The organism is Desulfosceptrum tomskiensis (assembly GCF_049818055.1).
GTDB lineage: Bacteria > Bacillota > Desulfotomaculia > Desulfotomaculales > JASEER01 > JBFLVT01.
Genome location: NZ_CP187479.1, coordinates 279,269 through 302,195 on the forward strand (window position 1 = coordinate 279,269; position 22,927 = coordinate 302,195).

Consider the following 22,927-nt stretch of genomic DNA (forward strand, 5'->3'; position numbering starts at 1 on the left):
GTGGGTCTCAGTTATGAAAGGGAGCCGGAAGACACTCGAATACGTTCCGCGCTGGCTGGTGGGCATAGGCGATGTCTTTCTGGTCAACGCCGGCTTCGCCCTGGCTTTTGTCATCCGCTTTGGACTCGACGTACCGCAGGTCAACGTCCGTCCCTTCATCGAAACCCTTCCGTGGATATCGGGATTAACAGCCCTGTTGTTTCTGGGGCTGGGCCTCTACGAGAAACGGTTGAACGGGTTTTTCCCTGTCTTCAGGTCCCTGATTACCGGCGTCGTTTTAATTGTTTTGAGTGCAATGGTCCTGACCTTCTGGTTCCGCGAGTTCGCCTTCCCCCGCAGCGTACTGATCCTGGGCGGTTTCTGCCAGATCGTCCTGCTTGTTTTGTGGCGGTGGCTGATGTGGCACGGGGATCGTTTGCTGTATGGTCAGAGGACGTTTGCCCTAATCGGTCCGGCGGCGGATGTCGAAACCATCGCGGGGAAGCTTTTGGAGCTGCCGAGAGATTCGGTCAGAATTGCGAAGGTAGTCGAGCTTAACGAGGGCCTCGATCTTGAGGCCGAACTTACGGGGATGGACGGCGTTTTGGTTGCGCCTTCCGTACCACGGGAATTGAAGGCCCAAATCCTGAACGCCTGCATCGCCACGGGCCAAGAAGTCTACCTTGTGCCCGATTTATACGACGTGGCGGTGAGCAACGCCAGGGTTGGACAAATTGACGACCTGCCCGTGATGCAGATCCAGGACATTCGCCTGTCCGGTTTTCAGGCATTTACGAAAAGGGCTCTTGACCTGGTTGCCGCTCTGGCCGGCTTGATTGTTTTTGCTCCGGTAATGCTGGTTGCCGCCGTACTGGTCGCCGTTACTTCCAAAGGTCCCGTGATCTATACCCAGCAGCGGGTGGGCCAGTTCGGCCGGGAGTTCTCCATCTATAAATTCCGCACCATGGTGGCCGACGCCGAAAAGGTGACCGGCCCCGTACTGGCGACCGAAAAGGACCCGCGTGTTACCCCGGTTGGACGATTCCTTCGCGCTACCCGGCTGGATGAGCTTCCCCAGTTATTCAATATCCTGAAGGGCGATATGAGTCTCGTCGGCCCGCGCCCGGAGCGTCCTTTTTTCGTGGAGCAGTTCGAGAAGGCCAATCCGGAGTATCGCTATCGTTATTTGGTTAAGCCCGGGATCACCGGCTTAGCGCAGGTTTACGGAAGATATACCACGTCGGCCGAAGACAAGCTGCGGTATGACCTTTACTATATTAGAAATTACTCTTTGCTGCTCGACTTGAGGATAATTCTTCAAACGATACCGATACTTCTTCACCCGGCAACAGCGCGAGGGGGTAAGGAAAGCACTGCGCAACAATTTACAAATTTACTTGCGGAACAAGAAAAGCCTTCGATTTAACCATGTCTCAAAGGATGCATCACACGCGGAGGTGTGCGCATGAACCCCCATCAAGCTCACCCCGCCACACCTGTGGCCATGTTCACGAGCCTCTGGCGCAACCGCCGGCTCATCTGGCAGATGACCCGGCGCGAGGTCGTGGGCCGCTACCGCGGCTCGGTCATGGGCCTGGCCTGGTCGTTCTTCAACCCGGTGCTGATGCTCTTCGTCTACACCTTCGTCTTCTCCGTCGTGTTCAAGGCCCGCTGGGGCGTGGGCGGGGAGGAAAGCAAGGCCGACTTTGCCCTTATTCTTTTCGTGGGCATGATCGTGCACGGCCTCTTTGCCGAATGCATCAACCGCGCGCCGGGGTTGATCATTTCCAATGTGAATTACGTCAAAAAGGTGGTCTTTCCCCTGGAAATTCTGCCCTGGGTGGCCATGGGGTCGGCGCTCTTCTGTAGCCTGGTGAGCGTGGGTGTATTGTTACTGGCGCAACTCCTCATCAACCAGTCCTTGCCGTGGACCAGCCTGCTTTTCCCGCTGGTATTGCTGCCCCTAGTCTTTGCCGGAATGGGATTTGCCTGGTTTCTGGCAGCGTTGGGGGTTTTCGTGCGCGATATAGGGCAGGTTACGGGCATTTTCACCATGGTACTCATGTTCATGTCGCCCGTGTTCTACCCCATATCGGCGCTTCCGGAGAAATATCAAGGTTTGCTGCAGGTCAACCCGCTCACGCTTATCATTGAAGAGAGCCGCAAGGTATTGATCTTCGGGAGCCTGCCCAATTGGTCCTCCCTGGGTATAGCCATGATTGCAGGCCTTGCCGTCGCCGCCGTTGGCTTCTGGTGGTTCCAGAAAACGCGAAAGGGGTTCGCGGATGTCCTCTAATGATATAGCCATCCGGGTAAGCAACCTCTCCAAGTGTTACTTCATCTACGATCGCCCACAAGACAGGCTCAAACAGTCTATTATCCCTCGCCTGCAACGGCTTGTGGGCAGGCAGCCCAAAAATTACTTTCGCGAGTTCTGGGCTTTGCGGGACGTTTCTTTCGAGGTTAAAAAAGGTGAAACCGTCGGCATCATCGGCCGCAACGGCTCGGGCAAGTCGACGCTGCTGCAGATTATCTGCGGCACACTTACCCCGACCAGCGGTACGGTGGAAACCAACGGCCGTATCGCGGCGCTGCTGGAACTCGGCTCCGGCTTCAACCCGGAGTTCACGGGGCGCGAGAATGTATACATGAACGGCGCGGTGCTGGGCTTGAGCAAAGAGGAAATCGACGCCCGCTTCGACGACATTGCCGCCTTTGCCGACATCGGCGAGTTCATGGAGCAACCTGTAAAAACCTACTCGAGCGGGATGTACGTGCGACTGGCCTTTGCCGTCAATATCATGTCTCAACCGGAAATTATGATTGTTGATGAAGCGCTCGCGGTTGGCGATATGAATTTTCAGGCCAAATGTATGACGGCCCTCACGCGAATACAGAAAGCAGGCGCTACAGTGCTCTTTGTCAGCCATGACATAGGGGCTGTTAAGAGCCTGTGTTCCCGTGCCATACATCTTGAGCGTGGAGAGTTGAAAAGTGTAGGAACCGCCGCGGATGTGGCAGAACACTACGTTAGAATGATGCGGGAAGAGATGAACGAAGAACAACGCCGTTTTGTACGCATACCAACCACATTTCCGGCCATTAAAGAAAAGACCGAATCAACATCGCCACCAACACAATGTAAAGGATTTAAGGAATCGGAGGATTTTGATCGCAGGGTGGAGCAATTCCGCTATGGCTCGGGTGGTGCCCGCGTTACTTATGTCGAGTTACTCAACACAGACGATGAGCCGATCAATTCCGTTGAGTTCAATCAGGAAGTAAGGATAAAGATCTATTTTAAAAGCCATAGCGACCTGGATGTATCGCCAAATTACTACATTTTGGATGACAAAAAAAACCTAATTCTTGGAGCAGGCCCAAGAACGCTCGGCAAGCCCATTGTGCATGCTCGCAAAGATGCTCGATATGTCGTTACCTATACGACAAATCTACCGCTACAGGAAGGAATATATAGTATTCAGATTCAACTAACCAAGCCTGTAATTGTAGATGAGACCGCCGAGTTCCTCGATGTGATTGACGACGCCATAGTATTCAATGTAACCCGAAAAAGAGAGGGTCGTGTTTGGGCCAAAGTGTTGCTACCGAACTCATATGGATGTATAGAAATATGAAACATTTTCTTGCTAAAATATTGAAATATTTTCTCGTCTACAGGGATGATTCCACATATTGTCCCGTCTGCAGTAGCCAAGGCATGTCATTTTCTCCCCTGCCAGACTTTTATAGGGAAAATGCCGAGAAATATGGCTACAAATACTTCGGGTGTGGAGAAATGACTGCGCTTGAAACATATTTGTGTTCGGTCTGCGGCGCTTCCGATCGGGAAAGGCTTTATGCTTTATGGCTTGATCACGAAATTAAGATGGGAATGATTAAGAAAGGCATAAATTTTATTCATTTTGCCCCGGAGCATGCCTTATCTCTTAAAATTAAGTCATTGGGGTATTTTGATTATCAGACCGCTGATGCCATGATGGAAGGTGTTGATTATATTGTCAATTTGATGAACCTGCCTTTCAATAACAATAGTTTTGATTTCTTTATATGCAGCCATGTGCTTGAGCATGTAGAAGATGATGATTTGGCAATAAGCGAACTCTTTAGAATAACAAAAAAGGGTGGGCGTGGTATATTGATGGTTCCCATTATCATCGGACTTGAAAAGACAATTGAAGATCCATCGGTTAAGACGGAAGAAGAACGCTGGAAATATTTCGGACAAAATGACCATGTCAGATTATATGCGCATGACGATTATGTTAAAAAGATAAAAAAGCACGGGTTTCATTTGAAAGAATTAGGTGTCACATATTTTGGCAAGCGAGTTTTTAAACGACTAGGCCTCAAGAATACGAGTGTCCTTTATATTGTGAAAAAGCCATGATTAACGTTACAAAGACATTTCTTCCACCTTTCACCGAATATCAAGATCGCCTCCAACAGATTTGGAGGGAAGGATGGCTCACCAACAATGGACCTTTGGTCAAGGAACTTGCTAATGAGCTATGTAAATATTTATGCGTTCCAAGATTGGAGCTTGTGGCAAATGGCACGCTGGCACTTCAACTCGCTATCAAGGCACTCGAACTAACGGGAGAAATTGTCACCACGCCATTTACCTATGTTGCAACGGCGACAGCAATAGTTTGGGAGGGTTGCACATCGGTTTTTGTGGATATCGATGAGAACACCTTCTGCATCAACCCAGAATTAATTGAGAAGGCAATCACAGAGCGAACCAGTGCGATATTGGCCACACATGTTTATGGTAACCCCTGCGACGTAGAAAAAATAGAGAAAATAGCCCAAAAATACAATCTCAAGGTGATCTACGATGCCGCTCATTGTTTTGGTGTCAAGATTAATGGCCAATCAATATTGCTTCATGGTGATGTATCAACACTCAGTTTTCACGCAACGAAGTTGTTTCACACGGCAGAAGGCGGGGCGGTAGTCTGTCGCGACGCGAAAGTTTCAGAGAGAGTTTCTCTTATGAAAAAGTTTGGCCACCATGGGGAAAATGATTACTTTGAGGTTGGTATTAACGCAAAAATGTCCGAGCTTCATGCGGCTATGGGTCTCTGCGTTCTGCCGAAGGTTGATGAAATCATCGCCCGCCGCCGCCAGTGCGCAGAATATTACAATGAATTTCTGGATGGGATTGGATTACGCTGGCCACACATTCCGGCCGGGGTGGAGTACAATTACGGATACTACCCGGTGGTTTTCCCTAATCACGAAACTATGATGCGGGTCCGTGAAGCACTAATCAAAAATGGGATAATGCCGAGACGATATTTTTATCCTTCCCTCAATACGCTGCCGTATCTTCAGCAGCACAGCTATGTATCATGCCCTGTCTCAGAAAATCTGGCGTCAAGGATTTTATGCTTGCCGATGTATGACAGTTTGTTGAAGGATGACATATTGAAAATATCGAAAGTAATCAAGGATGCCATCCTGTGAGAGCGGCCGTCATGCAACCATATTTTTCCCCATATATTGGATATTGGCAGTTGATTCATGCGGTGGATACATTTGTATTATTCGACGATGTTCAATATATTCGCCATGGATGGATTAACCGAAACCGAATTCTCAAACCGGGAGGCGGATGGCAGTACATTATTGCACTTAAAAAGCATTCAAAGAATGATTTGATTCGGAATATCCAAGCACATCCAACACTGGAGTGGAAAGCGAGGATATTGCGTCAGTTAGAACATTATAAAAATAATGGAATTCAAGTTAACAAGGATCCAAGTGGTGAGATCCCAAGAAAGCGAGGTTTTTGGTGTGTCTCCATTTTTTATAATTGGTAATCCACGATCTGGCACGTCCTTGCTAAGGTTAATGCTCAATAACCATCCATTAATTTCGGTTCCGCCTGAATGTGGCTTCGCTTTGTGGCTTTATGAGAAATATAAAGAAAAGTCTTTTTTTGACATGGAAACAGTTAAGAACTTTGTAGAAGATGTTATTAAATCAAAAAAATTTGAAACTTGGGGTATACGCGAAGAAGAAGTTAAAAGTTTCATGTTATCTAGAAAATTTAAGCAATATAAAGAAATTGCCTTTGCCATATATTTGATCTACGCACAAAAGAATGGAAAGAACCCGACGTTGGTTGGCGATAAAAATAATTTCTATATTAAGCACATAGCAAAAATAAAAGAAATTTTTAATGATCCTAAATTAATCTTTATTGTGCGTGATGGTAGAGATGTGGCTGTTTCTTATAGAGAGTTATTTGCTAAAAAAATAAATTCCATATATGCTCCTAATCTTCCCAATTCAATAGAAGAAATTGCACATGAATGGGTAAATAATAATAAATTTATTGCCGAAGAATTATATGAACGATCATTGTTGATTACCTATGAAGCTTTGGTCACGCTTCCGTGTCAAACCCTAGAAAAAATATGTATTTTCCTGGGCATTGATTACAACGAATCGATGCTTGATTATTATAAAAATAACGATGAGCCAATTGAATTCCTCCAGTGGAAATCGAAAACTTTAGAAAAGCCGGATTGTAATAATATTGGGAAGTACCAAAATTTCCTAACTTACGAAGAAATAATCCTGTTTGAGTCCATTGCAGGCGAAACGTTGAATGCTTTTGGCTATAAACTTTCGAATAAAAAAGGAGCATATTAATATGCCCAAAATCTCCGTTATTTTAACTTCTTTTAACCATGAAAAATATCTTCGTGAGGCGATTGATAGTGCATTAAACCAAACCTATGGCGATTTTGAGCTGATCATTTGGGATGACGCATCAACTGACGAGTCGTGGTTTATCATCAATAGTTATAAAGATTCCAGGATCAAGGCGTTTAGAAACAAAGAAAGAAAAAGGGGGGTGTATGGCATCAACAAGGCAATCCGGGAGATTGCCAATGGTGACTATATCGCCATTCATCATTCGGATGACGTGTGGGAGTCTCACAAACTCGAGCGTCAGGTTAAATTTTTAGATGAACATCCGGATATCGGGGCTGTTTTTACAAATGCATTGGCTATAGGGGAGGACGGAGCGGCGCTTGAGAACACCTCGCATTTTTATTACAGCATCTTTGAGCAGCCAAACAGGAGCAGGCACGAGTGGTTAAATCGTTTCTTTTATAATGGAAATGCACTATGCCATCCCAGTGTATTGATTCGCAGACAATGCTATATTGATTGTGGATTATACCGTCCATGGCTCGCACAAGTTGCTGATTTTGATATGTGGATCAGGCTTTGTTTCAAATACAATATCCATGTATTGCCTGAAAAATTGGTTCGCTTTCGTGTGAGAGAGAACGAAGCGAATACCAGCGGAAACCGCCCTGATGCACGTATTCGCGGAATGACAGAATTCCATTACATTTTAAGGAATTATTTATTAATCGATACGTTCGATGAAATGGTTTTGATTTTCCCCGAAGCACGGGAGTATTTCCGGCTTGAGGGATTTGAGAGCCAATTTGTATTGGCGATGATCTGCCTTGGAGATAAGTCGCTTCATTGGGCAAAGCTTTTAGGGTTGGAATTGCTTTTTGAATTGCTTTCAGATGCAGAAAAAGCTAAAAGAATAAAAAATCTTTATAGTTTTGACTATCGTAATTTCATAGAACTTACAGCTATTCATGATGTCTTTTCCCTGGAAACGGTAGCTAATCTAAGTCAGGCGGTTGCTGAGCGAGAGGCGCAGATAGCCAGCCTCACCCAGGCGATGGCCGAGAGGGATGGGCAGATAGCCAGTCTCACCCAAGCAATGGCCGAGCGCGACGCACAGATCGCCAATCTCACGCAGGCAGTGGCCGACCGCGACGAGCGGATCGCGGCTATTCTGGCTTCCCGATCCTGGCGGATCACCAAGCCGTTGCGAGTCTTTCGTAGAAGCCTTATAATGCGACCTTACTGGTTCTTCCGGTGCCTGATGTCTGAAAGCGTACGCTGGATCTGGCGTCACCTACCAATTCCCGACCAGCGCAAGCAGAAGATCAAGAGTGTAATGTTCAAAGGGCTACCCTTCCTTTTTGGCTGGACGCAAGCCTACCGCAGTTGGCAGAGCTTCAATTTTACTATCGATAGACGCCCTGCCACATATACTAGCGTGGCATCCACATCAGTGCAAAACACTTCCACTGACAGCGAATACGCTCCGCTACTTAAAGCACCGCCACTGAATAATAAGCCAGTCAAGCTGATCTGCTTTTATCTGCCACAGTTCCATCCAATCCCCGAGAACGATGCTTGGTGGGGTGAGGGCTTTACGGAGTGGACCAATGTCCTGCCTGCTCAACCCCAGTTTATCGGCCATTACCAGCCACATGTACCTGATGAACCGGGCTGCTATAACTTGCTCGATCCGGCTGTACAGCGCCGACAGATCGAGTTGGCTAAGCTCTACGGAATTGAAGGGTTCTGTTTCTACTTCTATTGGTTTGACGGCAAACGTCTGCTGGAAACACCGATCCAGAATTATCTTAATGACAACAGTCTGGATCTTCCCTTCTGTTTGTGCTGGGCCAACGAGAACTGGACTCGCCGCTGGGATGGGTTGGATAGCGAAATACTGATAGCCCAGCAACATTCTCCGGAAGACGATTTGGCTTTTATCCGGCACGTAGCCCAGTATATGCGTGATCCTCGTTATATCCGTATTGACGGCAAGCCATTACTGCTGGTGTACCGACCAAGCCTGCTTCCTTCTGCTAAGGACACTGCAAAGCGATGGCGCAACTGGTGCCGGGAAAACGGTATTGGTGAAATTTACCTTGCCTACACCCAGTCTTTCAAAACTGTCGATCCAGCAAAATACGGTTTCGATGCAGCTGTTGAATTTCCGCCAAACAACTCAGCACCACCAAACATTACTAACAGCGTCACCCCTCTTCGTGAAGACTTCGGCTGTACTGTCTACGACTGGCGAGTTTTCGTCGAACGTAGCGAAAAATACCAGAGACCGAGGTATAAGCTCTTCCGTAGTGTATGTCCGTCTTGGGATAATACCGCGCGGCGAAAGAATCGTAGTACCGTTTTTCTCAACAGCTCACCGGCTCTTTACCAACGCTGGCTGGAAAACGCCATCCGGGACACCTTGAAACACCAGACCAACCCCGATGAACGCCTCGTTTTCATTAACGCTTGGAATGAATGGGCTGAGGGGGCGCACCTTGAACCCGACCAACGATATGGCTATGCCTGGCTTCAGGCAACACGAGATGCTCTAGTAGCAGTTGCAACCACGCCCCGACGCATTGTCGTTGTGTCACATGATGCCCACCCACATGGAGCTCAGCTTCTTGCACTACATATGGCACGCGAACTATGTCAGCTTGGATTTTCTGTAGACATGATCGTGCTCGGCAACGGGGTACTGTTGTCGAAATTTCAGCAGGTTGCATCTGTCCACCGCATTAACCTCGACCGAGAACCGTCTAATCAGGTTTTGAAGCGTTTGAGGGTGCTACGTACCAATGGAGCCGAGGTTGCGATTGTTAATACCACCGTTTCAGGCCGATTGATACCACTCTTGAAGCAGGCAGGCTTCGTTGTAGTTTCGTTGATCCACGAACTACCTGGAATCCTAAACTCGTATCAGTTGCACGAACATGCTAGAGCAATTGCCGATAACACAGACTGTATAGTATTTCCTGCTGCTCAAGTCAAGGCCGGTTTCGAAGACTTTGTCGGACATTTACTTAAACAGGCCGTAATTCGCCCACAGGGTTTGTATTTGCGTAGCCCACTATGCACCGGTATGGACCGGGAACTGATCCGGAGCAAAATACGGAAACAACTGGGTTTGGCATCCGATACACGAATCATTCTGTCGGCAGGCTATGCAGATTACCGCAAAGGACTCGACCTATTTATTGATGCCTGCCTGAAAGTGATTAATCAAAATCCGAAAGTCGTTGCGCTATGGGTTGGCCATGTCGATCAGAAGCTCATGGATCAGCAAATGGCGAAGATCGACGCTGCCGGAGTGCAGAATCGTTTCATCTTTCCCGGACGCGTTGATCAGCCACAGGAATACTTTATCGCGGCTGACGTCTACGCACTGACTTCACGAGAGGATCCATTTCCATCTGTCGTACTGGAGGCTTACGACGCATTGACACCGGTTGTAGCCTTCAAAGGATGTGGTGGATTTGAGGAGTTCTTGAAACGTGACTGTGGTGTACTTGTTCCTGCTTTTGATATTGATGCATATGCCAAAGAACTCATGAATTTGATTGAAGATCAGGACACGGCACGTCGTTATGCCGAGCAGGGCCGAGCCATTGTCGAGCGCGAATTTAGCTTCCGTCACTATCTTTTCGATCTTTTAGAGTTTGCCGGTAAACCCTTGCCCCGAGTATCAGTCATTCTACCGAATTACAATTATGGTCGCTATTTGACCGAGAGGCTTTCGACGATTGTTCGACAAACAGTGCCGATATACGAGCTAATCGTGCTCGACGATGCGTCAACGGATGACAGTCTTCAGATCGCTCGAGACTTTCTAGCAAAATGCGATATCCCGTCAGTGCTGGTTGTTAATGAACGCAATTCCGGTTCGGTATTCAGCCAATGGATTCGTGGCGTTGACCTTGCCCGAGGCGACTTTGTCTGGATTGCCGAAGCGGATGACCTGGCAGATCCTGAATTCCTTGAATCTGTGCTTCCAGCATTCCAGCGGCCCAACGTGGTGATGAGCTACGCACAGTCACGTCAGATGGCCGAAGATGGCACGATTTTGTGCGAGCATTATCTCGACTATGTTGCGGATATTGATAGAGAGCGGTGGACTCGTCCATATGTTGTAGATGGGAAGGAAGAGATTAAAAAAGCGCTATACTTGAAAAATACTATCCCCAACGTAAGCGCTGTGGTATTTCGTCGCAATGTTTTGGCCGCGACGTTGAAGGCCCATGCCGAAGAGATTGCCAGTTTCCGGTTCGCAGGCGACTGGGTCCTCTATTTACGCCTGCTGGAACAGGGAGCGGTTGCGTTCTGCCCTCTCTCGCTGAACTCCCATCGTCGACACCAGCGCGGTGTAACAATCGGCGGGTTTGGCCTGCAGCAACTGCAGGAAATCATCGAGGTGCAGCGTGATACTATCCAACGATTCGAACTTGACGCACAGGCGAGCTTGAAGGCGTCGGCATACGCTCAGCGACTCTATGAGCAGTTCGGTTTTGCTAACCACACTCATCCGACCATTCAGGATCACCCTGAATTTGAGAAGCTGATGTACATTTAGAATTTGAAATGAGAAGCGATCCCTTATTAAGTATGCAAGGAGTTAAAAATGCTTACACGTGTGCTTGTTCTCAAGAATTCTGGGTATTGCCCTACTTGTGCCCAAGAGGTTACTTTCGTAGCTTAGGGATGGTGATTGTATGCGCTCTTTTGACCTGTCTGCGCTTGAATCAGAAAGCATTGGAGTCATCCGGGAGGCGGTCGCCGGCGCCCGTAGACCAGTGATGCTTTATTCCATCGGCAAGGACTCGTCGGTGATGTTGTACCTGACGAGAGTGGATACCACCTGGATATCCCGAGATATGTACGCTCACCGGGCACTGGTGGCCGCGGGATCCGGCATTGAACCGATCATCCATGTGAATCAGGAAGGGTTAGCCGCGGGCATCAACCCCTTCAACCATAATCCCAGTTGTTGCACCGATGGAATGAAAACCCAGGGCTTGCCCCAGGCTCTGGATGTTGACAAGCAGGCTCGCGCTGCCCTGAAGCGCCAGAAGCCATGTTGCGTGTGGTTTACCGGGCTTTCGGGCGCCGGCAAGACCACCATCGCCAACCTGCTGGAAAAACGCCTGCACGACGAGGGCAAGCACACTTACGTCCTTGATGGGGACAATGTGCGCCACGGCCTTAACTACGACCTGGGCTTCACCGAAGCCGACCGGGTGGAGAACATCCGCCGCGTGGCCGAAGTGGCCAGGTTGATGGTGGATGCAGGATTGATTGTGCTGGTGGCTTTGATCTCACCCTTCCGGGCTGAACGCCGATTTGCCCGGGGGTTGTTTGCCGAAGGTGAATTCGTCGAGGTGTTTGTTGATGCCCCTCTCGAAGAGTGCGAAAGGCGCGATCCGAAGGGCCTGTACGCCAGGGCGCGGCGAGGGGAGATCAAAAACTTTACCGGCATCGACAGCGTCTACGAGCCGCCCGAATCGCCCGAGATTCATCTGCGCACGACCGAAGCCGGTCCGGAAGCCTGCGTCGAAACCATTCTGCAATATTTGAGATAAATCATTCAGAGAGAAGGGCGCTCCTTACGCCGGTCGACGCTTCCGGCGAAGCCGATGAACAGAGGCGGTTCTGCAAAATGTCTTTTACCTTTACTTGCCTGGAAATCCCGGATATGTTATTAGTTGAGCCGAAAGTCTTTAGTGACAGTCGCGGGTTTTTCGTTGAAACTTATACCTATAAGGATTTTGCCGGTTGTGGGATCACTAATCAGTTCGTGCAGGACAACCATTCTCTGTCGCAGGGGCCTGTGCTTCGGGGTTTGCACTACCAGAAGGAGCCCATGGCCCAGGCGAAGCTGGTGCGCTGTATACGTGGGGCTATCTTTGACGTGGCGGTGGACATCCGCCGGGGTTCTCCGACCTACGGGAAATGGGTGGGGGTGGAGCTTTCGGCGGAGAACAAGCGCCAGCTCTACATTCCGCGCGGCTTTGCCCACGGGTTCTGTGTACTGACGGACATTGCCGAGGTATTGTACAAGGTGGATAATTATTATTCGCCGGAGCATGACCGGGGGATTATCTATAACGACTCCGATATAGGCATTACCTGGCCGGTGACTGTACCAATACTCTCGCCGAAGGACGCCCGGCACCCGCGCCTCAAGGACGCGGACAACAACTTTGTGTATACGCCTGATGAGGAGGGGTAGCTTGAAGGCTCTGGTTCTGGCCGGCGGGAAGGGGACGCGGCTTAGGCCCCTGACCTATACCACGGCGAAGCAGCTCATCCCGGTGGCGAATAAGCCCATCCTGCACTTCGTCCTGGAGCAGATCGCAGCGGCGGGGATCGAGGATGTCGGGGTAATCATTTCGCCCGAGACCGGTGCAATGGTGCAGGATGCTCTCGGCGACGGGGCGCGGTTTGGCCTGCGGCTGACCTTCATCGTGCAGGACGAGCCCCTGGGCTTGGCGCACGCGGTCAAAACGGCCCGCCCCTTTCTGGAGGACGAGCCTTTCCTGATGTTCCTGGGCGACAACCTGGTGCAGGGCGGGGTGGCCCCGCTGGCGGCCGATTTCCGGCGGGATACTTCCACGTCGATTATTCAGTTGAAGACGGTTCCCGACCCCCGGGCCTTCGGGGTGGCGGTGCTGAACGGCGACGGCCGGGTAGCGCGGCTGGTGGAGAAACCAAGGGAATTCATTTCCGACCTGGCGCTGGTGGGCATTTACGCCTTTTCTCCCGCCATCCACGCGGCCATCGAGCGCATTAAGCCATCCTGGCGCGGGGAGCTGGAGATCACCGACGCCATCCAGGAGTTGATCAACATGGGCCACGCGGTAGCACCGCGCCTGCTGGAGGGATGGTGGCTGGACACCGGGAAGAAGGACGATATCTTGGAGGCGAACCGGGTAGTGCTGGACGAGTTCACTCGCCGCCGGGTCGAGGGCACGGTGGACGAGGCCTCGCAGGTCGTGGGCCGGGTGGAGATCGAGGCCGGCGCCGTGGTGGAGAGGAGCGTCATCCGGGGGCCGGCGGTGGTGGGGGCCGGGGCCAGGATTGCCGACAGCTTCATCGGTCCCTACACGGCCATCGGCCGGGGAACAGCCGTAGAGAACTGCAGCGTGGAACACTCGGTGATCCTGGATAACTGCCGGCTGCGGGCGGTGCACCACATCGAGGACAGCCTCATCGGCTCAGGTGCGCGCCTGACGCGGGACGGCGGCCACCGGCGCTCACTGCGCTTCTTTATAGGCGACGAGTCAGAGATTACCTTGGGCTAGCGGAGGTTTGCGTCTATGCATGTGCTGGTGACGGGTGCTCACGGGATGCTCGGACGGGCGGTGGCTGCGGAGGCCGAGGCCCGCGGATGGGTCTTGGTTCCCCTGGGCCGTACCGACCTGGACATCACGGACTTGACGGCCGTGAGATCGACCCTACGGGAGCACCGGCCCGAGGTAGTAGTGAATTGTGCCGCCTATACCGATGTTGACGGGGCGGAGGAGCACCGGGAACGTGCCTTCCTGGTCAACGGCCTGGGTCCGCGGAATCTGGCCCTGGCCTGCCGGGAGATGAACGCGGAACTACTGCACGTTAGCACTGACTACATCTTTGACGGCCGGAAGGACGGGCCGTACGGGGTTTACGACGACCCGTGTCCGGTCAACGTTTACGGGGCCAGCAAACTGTGGGGGGAGCGGGCGGTAACTTCCCTGACGGCACGCTTCTACATTGTGCGCGTGAGTTGGCTTTTTGCGCCCTGGGGCAAGAACTTCGTGGCCACCATGCTGCGCCTGGGGAGGGAGCGGGAACGCCTGCGCGTGGTCGATGACCAGTACGGCTGCCCGACCTATGCGCCGGATCTGGCACGGTTGCTTCTGGATCTTATTGCAACACGTTGCTACGGGGTTTACCACGCGACCAACCAGGGGGTGACGATCTGGTGCGGCTTCGCCCGGGCCATAATGAAGCAGGCCGGGCTACCGGCGAGGGTTGAGCCCTGTACCTCGGCGGACTTTCCGCGTCCAGCGAGGCGGCCAGCCAACTCGGTCTTGGATCCCTTCCCCCTGCGGGAAACGGTGGGCTATCTGTTGCCGTACTGGGAGGACGCGCTCGAGCGCTGTCTAAAGGAGATGCGCAAGGAGGGACTGCTGTGAGGCTGCTAGTTACCGGGGGTGCCGGGTTTATCGGCTCCAACTTTATCCGCCACGTGTTGCACGAATATCCGGACTGGAAGATCACAAACCTGGACAAGCTGACCTACGCCGGGAACCCGGAGAACCTACGCGAGGTTGAAGACAACCCACGGTATACCTTTGTCCGCGGGGACATCGCGGACCGGGAAACCGTAGCCGGCCTTGTTGCCGGCGGCGGCTTCGACGCGGTAGTGAACTTCGCCGCCGAGTCCCACGTAGACCGGAGCATTCTAGACGCCGGGCCGTTCATCGAAACCAACATCCGGGGTACGCAGGTGCTGCTGGAGGCTGCGCGACAGTACGGGGTGCGCGTGTTCCTCCAGGTGTCTACCGACGAGGTGTACGGTTCCCTGGGGCCGGACGATCCGCCGTTCACCGAGGAGCACCCCCTGAAACCGAACAGCCCCTACTCGGCAAGCAAGGCATCAGCCGATCTCTTATGTAGGGCCTATTACGCAACCTATAATGTGCCGGTTATTATTACCAGGTGTTCAAACAACTACGGACCCTATCAATTCCCTGAGAAACTCATCCCACTAATGATTGTGAACGCCTTAAATGACAAGCCACTTCCGGTATATGGTGATGGCTTGAACATCAGAGACTGGATTTATGTTGAAGACCACTGCCGGGGAATTATTGCTGCTCTTCAAAAAGGCAAGCCCGGGGAAGTGTATAATTTTGGTGGTAACGCTGAGCGGACAAACCTTGAGGTTGTAAGAACACTTTTGACGATCCTCCATAAACGAGACAACTTGATTAAATTCGTAGCAGATCGCCCGGGGCATGATCGCCGGTATGCGATGGATATTAGTAAGGCTAAAAGAGAACTGGGGTGGCGTCCCGAGTGGAATTTTGAAGATGGGGTGGAAGCTACAGTACGGTGGTACGTTGAACATCCCGAATGGGTGGAGCGTATTTGTGATGGTGCACACCGACGTTTTGCTCAGGACCAACGTTAGGTGGCTACTATGCCTAAGTTATGGTCGATTATACTTAACTGGAACAACTATGACGATGCTGTTGAAAGTATAAGGTCCCTTCTTGGTTCCACCTTGGCAACCGAGATAGTTCTTGTGGACAACGGTTCAACTGATGGCTCATACGAACGTCTACAAGAACACTTCGCGGGCTACCATATCTATTTTATTAGGAATAAGGCAAATTATGGGTTTGCACGAGGCGTTAACATCGGTATCAAATTTGCGCTCTCTAAAGGGGCTGAATATATCTTTCTCTTAAATAATGACGCAGTGGTAAGTGTGACCTGCCTAGAGCGTCTGTATGTAGCGTTACAGGAAAATGATCGTGCAGGTATGGCGGGGCCAAGAATCTACTATTATTCGTGTCCTAATAAAGTGTGGCAAGGAGGCGGCTACTTCAACAAAGTCAAGAGTGGAGTTGTAGTTCCGGATAAGAACAAGTTGGACGACGACTTGAAGGTTTGCAGTACTGAAGTAACGTTTTTGACTGGATGTGCAATGCTTATTAAACAAGAAGTCTTCCAAAGAGTTGGGTTTTTCGACGAGGACTACTACTTTTACTATGAGGATGTTGATTTCTGCCTCCGAACAATCAGGATGGGGTTTAAGCTTCTCTATGTTCCCACAGCCAAGGCGTGGCATAAGATTGAGGACATTGCACGTGATAGATCATCACCTTTTGTGATGTACCACCTTAGTTGTGGTCACTTTCTAATGCTTAGAAAAAACTTTTCAACCCCGTATGTTCTATACGGTTTGGCGGTTTACGTCTGTTTCTATCTTCCTTATCGAATACTCCAAATAATTATAGGAACCCGTTCTTGTCAATCCCTAGCAGCATGCATAAGAGGTACGCTTAAAGGCTTAGTTAGGAGACGATGATCAGAGGTCTTAATTATGCTGCGGTTGATGGGTTAGACAGCTACCTCGGTGATTATTTAAAGAGTGGAACCCTTTCGCTTGCGATACGGTGAATATCGATATTGTTTGCGGTATGGTTATCTACATTTTGTCCGGCTTGCTCCTCCGTCTTGATGAGCTTTTGAACATCCTTAACCTTTCCCGTCAAGTTGTCTACACCGCTACTCAGCCACCGCAGTAAGTAGTAAGATACAGTTGCGTTGAAGTGGGAAAGGTAAGGGCAGAAAAAACCCCTTAGGAATTAGGGATCATTTGTGGTAAGTGTAATCATACCCGTGTTTAATGAAGAAAAGCATATTACAGGCGTTCTTAAGGGTCTGTTCAGGCAGGACTGGATCCAGGAGTACGAGATAGTTCTCGTTGATGGTCAGTCTGAAGATGGCACGCTCCCCATAATTGCAGACACTTCTAGAGACGCTCCTGCGCACTGCAAAATCCGGGTTCTATCCAACCCTAAGCGGCATATTCCCATCTCTCTTAACCTTGCTTGCCGTGAGGCGAGAGGGGAAATCATAATCCGTTTGGATGGACATACCTATCCGCCGTCTGACTACGTTTCACGATCAGTGCGAGCTTTGGAAGCCGTTAAGTACAAGGGTATAGTAGGGGGTAGGTGGGATATCGTACCAGCCGGCTCCAGTGCATGTGCAAAAGCAATTGCAGCGGCTGTAAGCCATCCGGCCGGAATTGGCAACCCAGCTTACAGGACTCACAGAGGAAGCGAACAGGGGTTAATTACAGTTGATACAGTTCCTTTCGGGGCATATCCCAGACACTTATGGGAAGAACTTGGCGGTTATGACGAGGCAATGCTTGCAAACGAGGATTATGACTTCATCTGGCGTGCACGGCAAAAGGGGTATTCAGCATATTTAGATCCAAATCTTGTTTTGCAATATGTGGCCAGAGGTAATCTTAAACTGTTGTGGAAGCAGTATTTTCGTTATGGTTACTGGGTATCACATTTTCTTGTTAAACATAGAGTAGTACCCACACCGCGTAAGTTAGCTCCGCTTAGCTTGCTGGTTTCTGTTGTGGTCTTAATGCTTATTTCTCCCTGGCTAGGATTTACCTTAATTGGAACCTACCTTTGTGCTTTAGCGGTTGTTGCCGGATTCGAGGCACTAAAAGGAACCATCCCTGTTCGCGCGATTCCTAGCTTTGCCGGCAGTTTGGCTACGCTGCATTGGGCATACGGGTTAGGTAACTTGGTAGGACTTCCCGCTGCTTTAGGACGATTATGTAGGCGATCATGTTAAGGGAAGATTGGTGCCGGGCAGTGCGGCTGAGCAAGGTTGCGTCATATAGCGGGTGCGACTCCCGCCGGAGACTTTGGCGCTTCGTTTTCGAACTGCAAAAAAGTGCGGCTGCAAGCTGATCGTGCCAGGCACTAACTTATCAACTTATCATTGAAAGTGTTGCGTTCTTGGGTCAAGCACTTAACTAAAATTGATATTTGAGTATTTCAATGCTAGAATTGTGACAGAGGTGATGGCATGCGTACGACGATCGAAATTTCCAATGAGAAGAGGGCGAAGCTTCTGGCCCTGGCGGCGCGCCGTGGGTTAAGAGGGTATTCCCAGCTGGTGAACGAGGCCCTGGACGCTTACCTGGCGAAGGCGGAGGAGAAGAGAACCAAAGATCTGGAGGAGATACTGGCGCTTGCCGGCACTTTGTCCCGGGCCGAGGCGGAAGAAGCGGAAAAGGCTATCCGGGAAGCGTGGGCCAAATGGCGGTTGTCGTAGATACGTCGGTAGTCATTGGTTTCCTTCGCGGCGCGGAGCCGGACCGGAGCTGTTTAGCGAGCATTCTCAGAAGTGGGGAAGGGCTCCTGACCGTGGTTGGGGTTTTCGAGTTATGCGTCGGCTTAAAGCCTGGCGGCAGGCAGGAGAACGCTTACCGCAGGCTTTTTGACTATTTGGGGGTCCTTCCTTTCGATAGGGAGGCCGCCGAAAAGGCGGCCGATCTGGAGAGAAACCTGCGGGCGTCAGGTCAGACCATCGGCACCCGGGACGTTTTCATCGCCGGGATCTGCCTGGTGCGCAACCTGCCCCTGGTGACGGGCAATGTCGAGCATTTTCGACGTATCCCGGACTTGCAGGTGATTCCCCCGGGGCACTGGCAGGAGGATGTACCGTGAGGCTGATCGTGCCAGGCACTAACTTATCAACTTATCATTGAAAGTGGAAGAGGCCTCCTGCTAGAATGGTGGCAGGAGGTTTTGCTTGTGGGCAGGAAACCACGGGTGGAGTATGAAGGAGCGGTTTATCACGTCATCCAGCGGGGGAATAACCGGGAATACATCTTTAAGAATGACGAGGACAAGTCTTACCTGCTGAAGCGTATCGAGGACTGCAAACAGAAAATGGGATTTAATCTTTTGGGGTATGTGGTGATGGGCAATCACTATCACCTGATCTTACGGACGGGCAGCAGGCCTTTGAGTATGATTATGCACGCGATCAACGGCTCCTACAGCCGGCATTACAACTGGAAGTATGACCGTTCGGGGCATGTCTTTCAGGGGCGGTATAAAGCGATTCCTATTTTCGATGACCGCTATCTGCTGGCGGTACTGAGATACGTACACCGGAACCCGGAGAGAGCGGGGATATGCCAGCAGGCCTCGGACTATCCGTATAGCAGCGACATTCATTACCGTAAGAACCAGGGATGGTTTGTCGATATCGATATCATTTTGGGTATTCTCTCACAGGAAAAGCGCGACGCGCTAAGGAAGTATGAACTGTTGATGGACGAAGAGGACGATACCGACTATGACAACGACGGTCCGGCTCTCGTAGAGGATTTTCTGCCGTTTCCACAACCTGAACCGCAAACGGGGAACCGGGCAAGGAAAAGCCTTGACGAGATACTGGCTGATACCGGCGTTAGCCCAGCCGACTTTAGATTAATTAAGGAAGGTTCGAGGAAGAGGCACTTGACACCATACAAGATACTTTATGCCAAAGAGGCGATCCGGCAAGAGTACTCGTTAAAGGAAATCGGCAGCAATATCTCACTTTCTGATGCGGCCATCTTCAAGCTGGTTAACGAGGTGCGAAAAGACTCTGGCAAAGCATGCAGGCCGCCGGCTGAACAGGGACACTCGGTGCGGGAAGTGATCGCAACGGCGCGGCGGGTGACCCAGCACTCAACGGGAAGGGGCGCGGGATAGGCGGAACCAATTCCGGGAGGCGCGAAGAGGCAGGGTTGATTCTCTTGGCACGGCTCTTAGAAAAAAAGGAGTTGAATTTTGCTGGGATTGTGAAGAAAATAAGACCTATGAAAAATGGAGAAAACATAGAGAAGCTGGGAAAAAGGTTGATTCATTCAAATGTTACCAGAAACTTGATGATGACATTGCCTTTATTCAAAAAAAATGGAGTGACTATAAAGCATCCTTTCGCCTGGTTTCATGTCGCGGGCGGTGACCGGATAGGCCACGCGGCTCCCATATCAATTGGCACAACAACTTTTGCGTTACTCACGTATAGATGGCCATTAGCTCGAATGGCTCCGTTATCGGTTGCGTGCCAGGGATGGTCAGGAATTCATGCAGTTCCTTAATGGCGACGGGCTTTACATCGATTGCCGGTTCTTCACGCCGGGCATCCTCAACGGAGAGAAAGACAATTAGATTATTGGGACAGAAGCGGATTTATTAAGCCAACTCTAGTTGAGGCCAACGGCCAAGGCACAGAACGACTGTACAGCTTTCGAGATTTAGTGTGCTTAAAAGCCGCAAAGCGTTTGAAAGAAAGCGGTGTAAGCCTCCAGAAGATTAGAAAAAGCCTTGCTTATCTACACAAGTATCTGCCGGATGGAACCCTACCTTTAGCCGAGATGGTTTTCCTAACTGATGGACAAACCCTTTTCGTTCTGACCACAGACCCTATTATTATGGTAGATACTCTCCGTCGGGGTCAGTTAGTATGGAACGTTAACATAGGTCAGTTATTTAATGAAGTTTACAAACAGATGAGTCACCGGCAGAAGCCTGAAGGTCAGACTGTAGAGGGGTTGTCCTGTGGGTGATGTTTATGTTAGAGATCCGATTCACGGGATGATTAAGCTTAACAGTAGAGAAGCAGCTTTGATAAAGCATGAGGCATTTCAACGCTTAAATAGAATTCGTCAGTTGGCAATGACGTACAAGGTCTATCCCGGTGCCACTCATACACGTTTTGAACACAGCCTCGGCGTAATGCATATTGTTGGTCAAATGATGGAGCGCCTGCGTCAGCGTGACCTTATACGTAAGCACTTTAACCCAGATGAATACGATCGTCTTACCCAACTTGTAAGATTAGCAGCTTTACTGCATGATGTGGGGCATGCGCCTTTTTCGCATGGCGGTGAGGAGTGCTTTGCTTCCAATCTTAAGCATGAACACTACTCGGTCGCTGTTATTCGCGAGTGTTTTGGCCCCATTATCAATGAGTATTTCCCTGAGATCGAGATTGAAGAAATCATTGCGCTTCTAGAAGGTTTACCTTTAGGGACAGATAAGGTTTTTATAGGGAAGCTTATCAGCGGGGAAATGGACGCAGATAAACTTGATTATCTTCTAAGGGATTCGTACTATTGCGGCGTACACTATGGAAAGTATGACCTGCACCGTATTTTGGATACTATTACCGTTATTCCAGCGCGAGAAAACAGTAGCGGAGAGCTAAACGAGGAAGACCAAGAGATCGGTGTCTGGCTTCTGGGTGTAGATTCTGATGGGATTCAGGCGGTTGAGGAGTTGATCTTTGCCCGGTACTGGATGTTCATTCAGGTGTATTTCCATAAAACTAGGCGTATCTATGATTATTACCTTTCGTGTTTCTTGAAGGATTGGTTGTCAGATATAGGGTGCAGCGCAGTCTTTCCACTTCCGGACGATTTGGAAAACTACCTGGCGTTTGACGATAGTACTGTTCTTGAGGCAATTAAGTCTAAACGTAAGGATAACGAATGGGCGCGTAGGATTTACGAACGCGACCACTTATCAGAAGCGTTTGTAACGTTGCCTCATCATGCCGGGCTGGAAAGCTACTACGTAATTTCTGAATTAAAGAATATGTTTGAAGAGACCTTTGGCCCAGATTGCTTTGTGGACGACCGTGCAAGAAAGCTCCCAACAAATCCCTTATTTAATCTTAAGAAGTTTGAAGATGATGAAGAAGATAGTAAAAAACACCGTTTCGGCAGCATTACCGTACAGGATAAACATTATCCAGAAAAATATCAGTCAATCTTTGAATTATCACTGCCGCTAAAACTATTATCTCAGAAGTATATCAACATCGTCCGTTTCTATGTGCCGAGAGAACGGAAGAAGGAAGCTTCTGAGTGGTGTCATCAGCATTACGAACAAATTAAGTCTAAAGTTAAGAAAATTGAAGAAGGGTGGAGTTAATGTGGATTTAGCTTTACCGCTGGCTTTTGTTGCTTCCCACCAGCCGATACGTGGAAAGAAAGCTTTTCAAAAATTAGCTTATTTCAGTTATCAGCTAGGATTACCAGTTAAGTGCTCATTTAGTATGTACCTTTATGGCCCTTATAGTGATGAGGTAGCCATAACACATTCGGACATGATTGCCACAGGTCTGCTTTTTGAGAAAGACGGCTATATGTTGGTCAAGGGAACATTTCTGGATAAGTACCTTGAAAAACATTCTGAAGAGATTAGGCGTTACCGTGCACAGTTGGAGACTTTAGAAACACGCTTTGGCGGTATGTCCCCCCGTATGCTGGAGCTATACGCCACCACCCATTTCCTAGCTTCCTCTGCCCTACGTGTTGGCAAAACGGTTGGAAAGGAAGAGGTGATAAGAGAGGTCCGTAGGGCTAAGGGCAGCAAATTCGCTCCAGAAGAAATTGGCAGAGCTTTTGACAATTTGATGGCGTGGGATTTATTCAAGAAAGAGTTTAAGAAAGGTAATTCACTAATCAGTTAGTGGGAAGGAAGAGTTGGTGATAGAAGAGACGCGGTGTCAGGCACTTATCAACTTGTTGGAGAGCACTTAAGATCTCCCGCGACAGGCTTATAAATGGTGTCTTAAGGGCAAAGTCATTTCCACCCATGCCTTTCAATCGTCCGAGGAATTGCTTTGTGTCCTGAACGATTCTGGGCGATGGTGAGCT

The 22,927-nt window shown here is 49.9% G+C and carries 20 protein-coding genes and 1 pseudogene; all 21 read left to right on the forward strand.

Annotation, left to right across the window (positions count from 1 at the left end; translation table 11 throughout):
- Positions 1–13: 13 nt before the first annotated feature.
- Positions 14–1,405: a sugar transferase gene (locus ACPV0M_RS01485; protein ID WP_425621230.1), complete on the forward strand. Its 1,392-nt coding sequence runs from the start codon at positions 14–16 to the stop codon at positions 1,403–1,405.
- 39 nt (positions 1,406–1,444) lie between these two features.
- Positions 1,445–2,275 carry an ABC transporter permease gene (locus ACPV0M_RS01490; RefSeq protein ID WP_425621231.1) on the forward strand — a complete coding sequence of 277 codons (831 nt, stop codon included), beginning with the start codon at positions 1,445–1,447 and terminating at the stop codon, positions 2,273–2,275.
- Positions 2,265–3,617: an ABC transporter ATP-binding protein gene (locus ACPV0M_RS01495; RefSeq protein ID WP_425621232.1), complete on the forward strand. Its 1,353-nt coding sequence runs from the start codon at positions 2,265–2,267 to the stop codon at positions 3,615–3,617. The genes ACPV0M_RS01490 and ACPV0M_RS01495 overlap by 11 nt, the downstream gene beginning before the upstream one ends.
- The gene (locus tag ACPV0M_RS01500; RefSeq protein ID WP_425621233.1) at positions 3,614–4,390 is read left to right on the forward strand and encodes a class I SAM-dependent methyltransferase; all 777 of its coding nucleotides are present in this window, start codon (positions 3,614–3,616) and stop codon (positions 4,388–4,390) included. Before ACPV0M_RS01495 ends, ACPV0M_RS01500 begins: the two co-directional genes overlap by 4 nt.
- Complete coding sequence (locus ACPV0M_RS01505; RefSeq protein WP_425621234.1) at positions 4,387–5,472, forward strand: DegT/DnrJ/EryC1/StrS family aminotransferase; 1,086 nt, start codon at positions 4,387–4,389, stop codon at positions 5,470–5,472. Before ACPV0M_RS01500 ends, ACPV0M_RS01505 begins: the two co-directional genes overlap by 4 nt.
- Positions 5,469–5,828, forward strand: a complete 360-nt coding sequence (locus tag ACPV0M_RS01510; RefSeq protein ID WP_425621235.1) for a WbqC family protein — start codon at positions 5,469–5,471, stop codon at positions 5,826–5,828. The genes ACPV0M_RS01505 and ACPV0M_RS01510 overlap by 4 nt, the downstream gene beginning before the upstream one ends.
- Positions 5,803–6,666: a sulfotransferase family protein gene (locus ACPV0M_RS01515; protein WP_425621236.1), complete on the forward strand. Its 864-nt coding sequence runs from the start codon at positions 5,803–5,805 to the stop codon at positions 6,664–6,666. The genes ACPV0M_RS01510 and ACPV0M_RS01515 overlap by 26 nt, the downstream gene beginning before the upstream one ends.
- Position 6,667: 1 nt before the next feature.
- Positions 6,668–11,248, forward strand: a complete 4,581-nt coding sequence (locus ACPV0M_RS01520; protein WP_425621237.1) for a glycoside hydrolase family 99-like domain-containing protein — start codon at positions 6,668–6,670, stop codon at positions 11,246–11,248.
- A 448-nt stretch (positions 11,249–11,696) separates the two neighbouring features.
- A pseudogene (gene cysC / locus ACPV0M_RS01525) lies at positions 11,697–12,254 on the forward strand (adenylyl-sulfate kinase); the annotation flags it as partial.
- 77 nt (positions 12,255–12,331) lie between these two features.
- Complete coding sequence (gene rfbC, locus ACPV0M_RS01530; protein WP_425621238.1) at positions 12,332–12,904, forward strand: dTDP-4-dehydrorhamnose 3,5-epimerase; 573 nt, start codon at positions 12,332–12,334, stop codon at positions 12,902–12,904.
- A gap of 1 nt (position 12,905) precedes the next feature.
- Positions 12,906–13,976: a glucose-1-phosphate thymidylyltransferase gene (locus ACPV0M_RS01535; RefSeq protein ID WP_425621239.1), complete on the forward strand. Its 1,071-nt coding sequence runs from the start codon at positions 12,906–12,908 to the stop codon at positions 13,974–13,976.
- Between the two features lie 15 nt (positions 13,977–13,991).
- A complete protein-coding gene (rfbD, locus tag ACPV0M_RS01540; protein WP_425621240.1) occupies positions 13,992–14,849 on the forward strand; it encodes a dTDP-4-dehydrorhamnose reductase in 858 nt (285 codons plus the stop codon).
- Complete coding sequence (gene rfbB, locus ACPV0M_RS01545; protein ID WP_425621241.1) at positions 14,846–15,850, forward strand: dTDP-glucose 4,6-dehydratase; 1,005 nt, start codon at positions 14,846–14,848, stop codon at positions 15,848–15,850. The genes rfbD and rfbB overlap by 4 nt, the downstream gene beginning before the upstream one ends.
- Before the next feature lie 9 nt (positions 15,851–15,859).
- Positions 15,860–16,753 carry a glycosyltransferase family 2 protein gene (locus ACPV0M_RS01550; RefSeq protein WP_425621242.1) on the forward strand — a complete coding sequence of 298 codons (894 nt, stop codon included), beginning with the start codon at positions 15,860–15,862 and terminating at the stop codon, positions 16,751–16,753.
- Between the two features lie 314 nt (positions 16,754–17,067).
- Complete coding sequence (locus tag ACPV0M_RS01555) at positions 17,068–18,051, forward strand: glycosyltransferase (protein WP_425621243.1); 984 nt, start codon at positions 17,068–17,070, stop codon at positions 18,049–18,051.
- Between the two features lie 237 nt (positions 18,052–18,288).
- On the forward strand, positions 18,289–18,537 hold the full coding sequence (locus ACPV0M_RS01560; protein ID WP_425621244.1) for a hypothetical protein: 249 nt from the start codon (positions 18,289–18,291) through the stop codon (positions 18,535–18,537).
- Positions 18,522–18,932, forward strand: coding sequence for a type II toxin-antitoxin system VapC family toxin (locus ACPV0M_RS01565; protein ID WP_425621245.1), 411 nt, complete (start codon positions 18,522–18,524; stop codon positions 18,930–18,932). Before ACPV0M_RS01560 ends, ACPV0M_RS01565 begins: the two co-directional genes overlap by 16 nt.
- Positions 18,933–19,019: 87 nt before the next feature.
- Positions 19,020–19,970, forward strand: a complete 951-nt coding sequence (locus ACPV0M_RS01570; RefSeq protein WP_425621246.1) for an REP-associated tyrosine transposase — start codon at positions 19,020–19,022, stop codon at positions 19,968–19,970.
- 413 nt (positions 19,971–20,383) lie between these two features.
- The gene (locus ACPV0M_RS01575) at positions 20,384–20,830 is read left to right on the forward strand and encodes a MerR family transcriptional regulator (protein WP_425621247.1); all 447 of its coding nucleotides are present in this window, start codon (positions 20,384–20,386) and stop codon (positions 20,828–20,830) included.
- The gene (locus ACPV0M_RS01580; RefSeq protein ID WP_425621248.1) at positions 20,823–22,199 is read left to right on the forward strand and encodes an HD domain-containing protein; all 1,377 of its coding nucleotides are present in this window, start codon (positions 20,823–20,825) and stop codon (positions 22,197–22,199) included. The genes ACPV0M_RS01575 and ACPV0M_RS01580 overlap by 8 nt, the downstream gene beginning before the upstream one ends.
- Position 22,200: 1 nt before the next feature.
- Positions 22,201–22,740 carry a hypothetical protein gene (locus tag ACPV0M_RS01585; protein WP_425621249.1) on the forward strand — a complete coding sequence of 180 codons (540 nt, stop codon included), beginning with the start codon at positions 22,201–22,203 and terminating at the stop codon, positions 22,738–22,740.
- Positions 22,741–22,927: the final 187 nt, after the last annotated feature.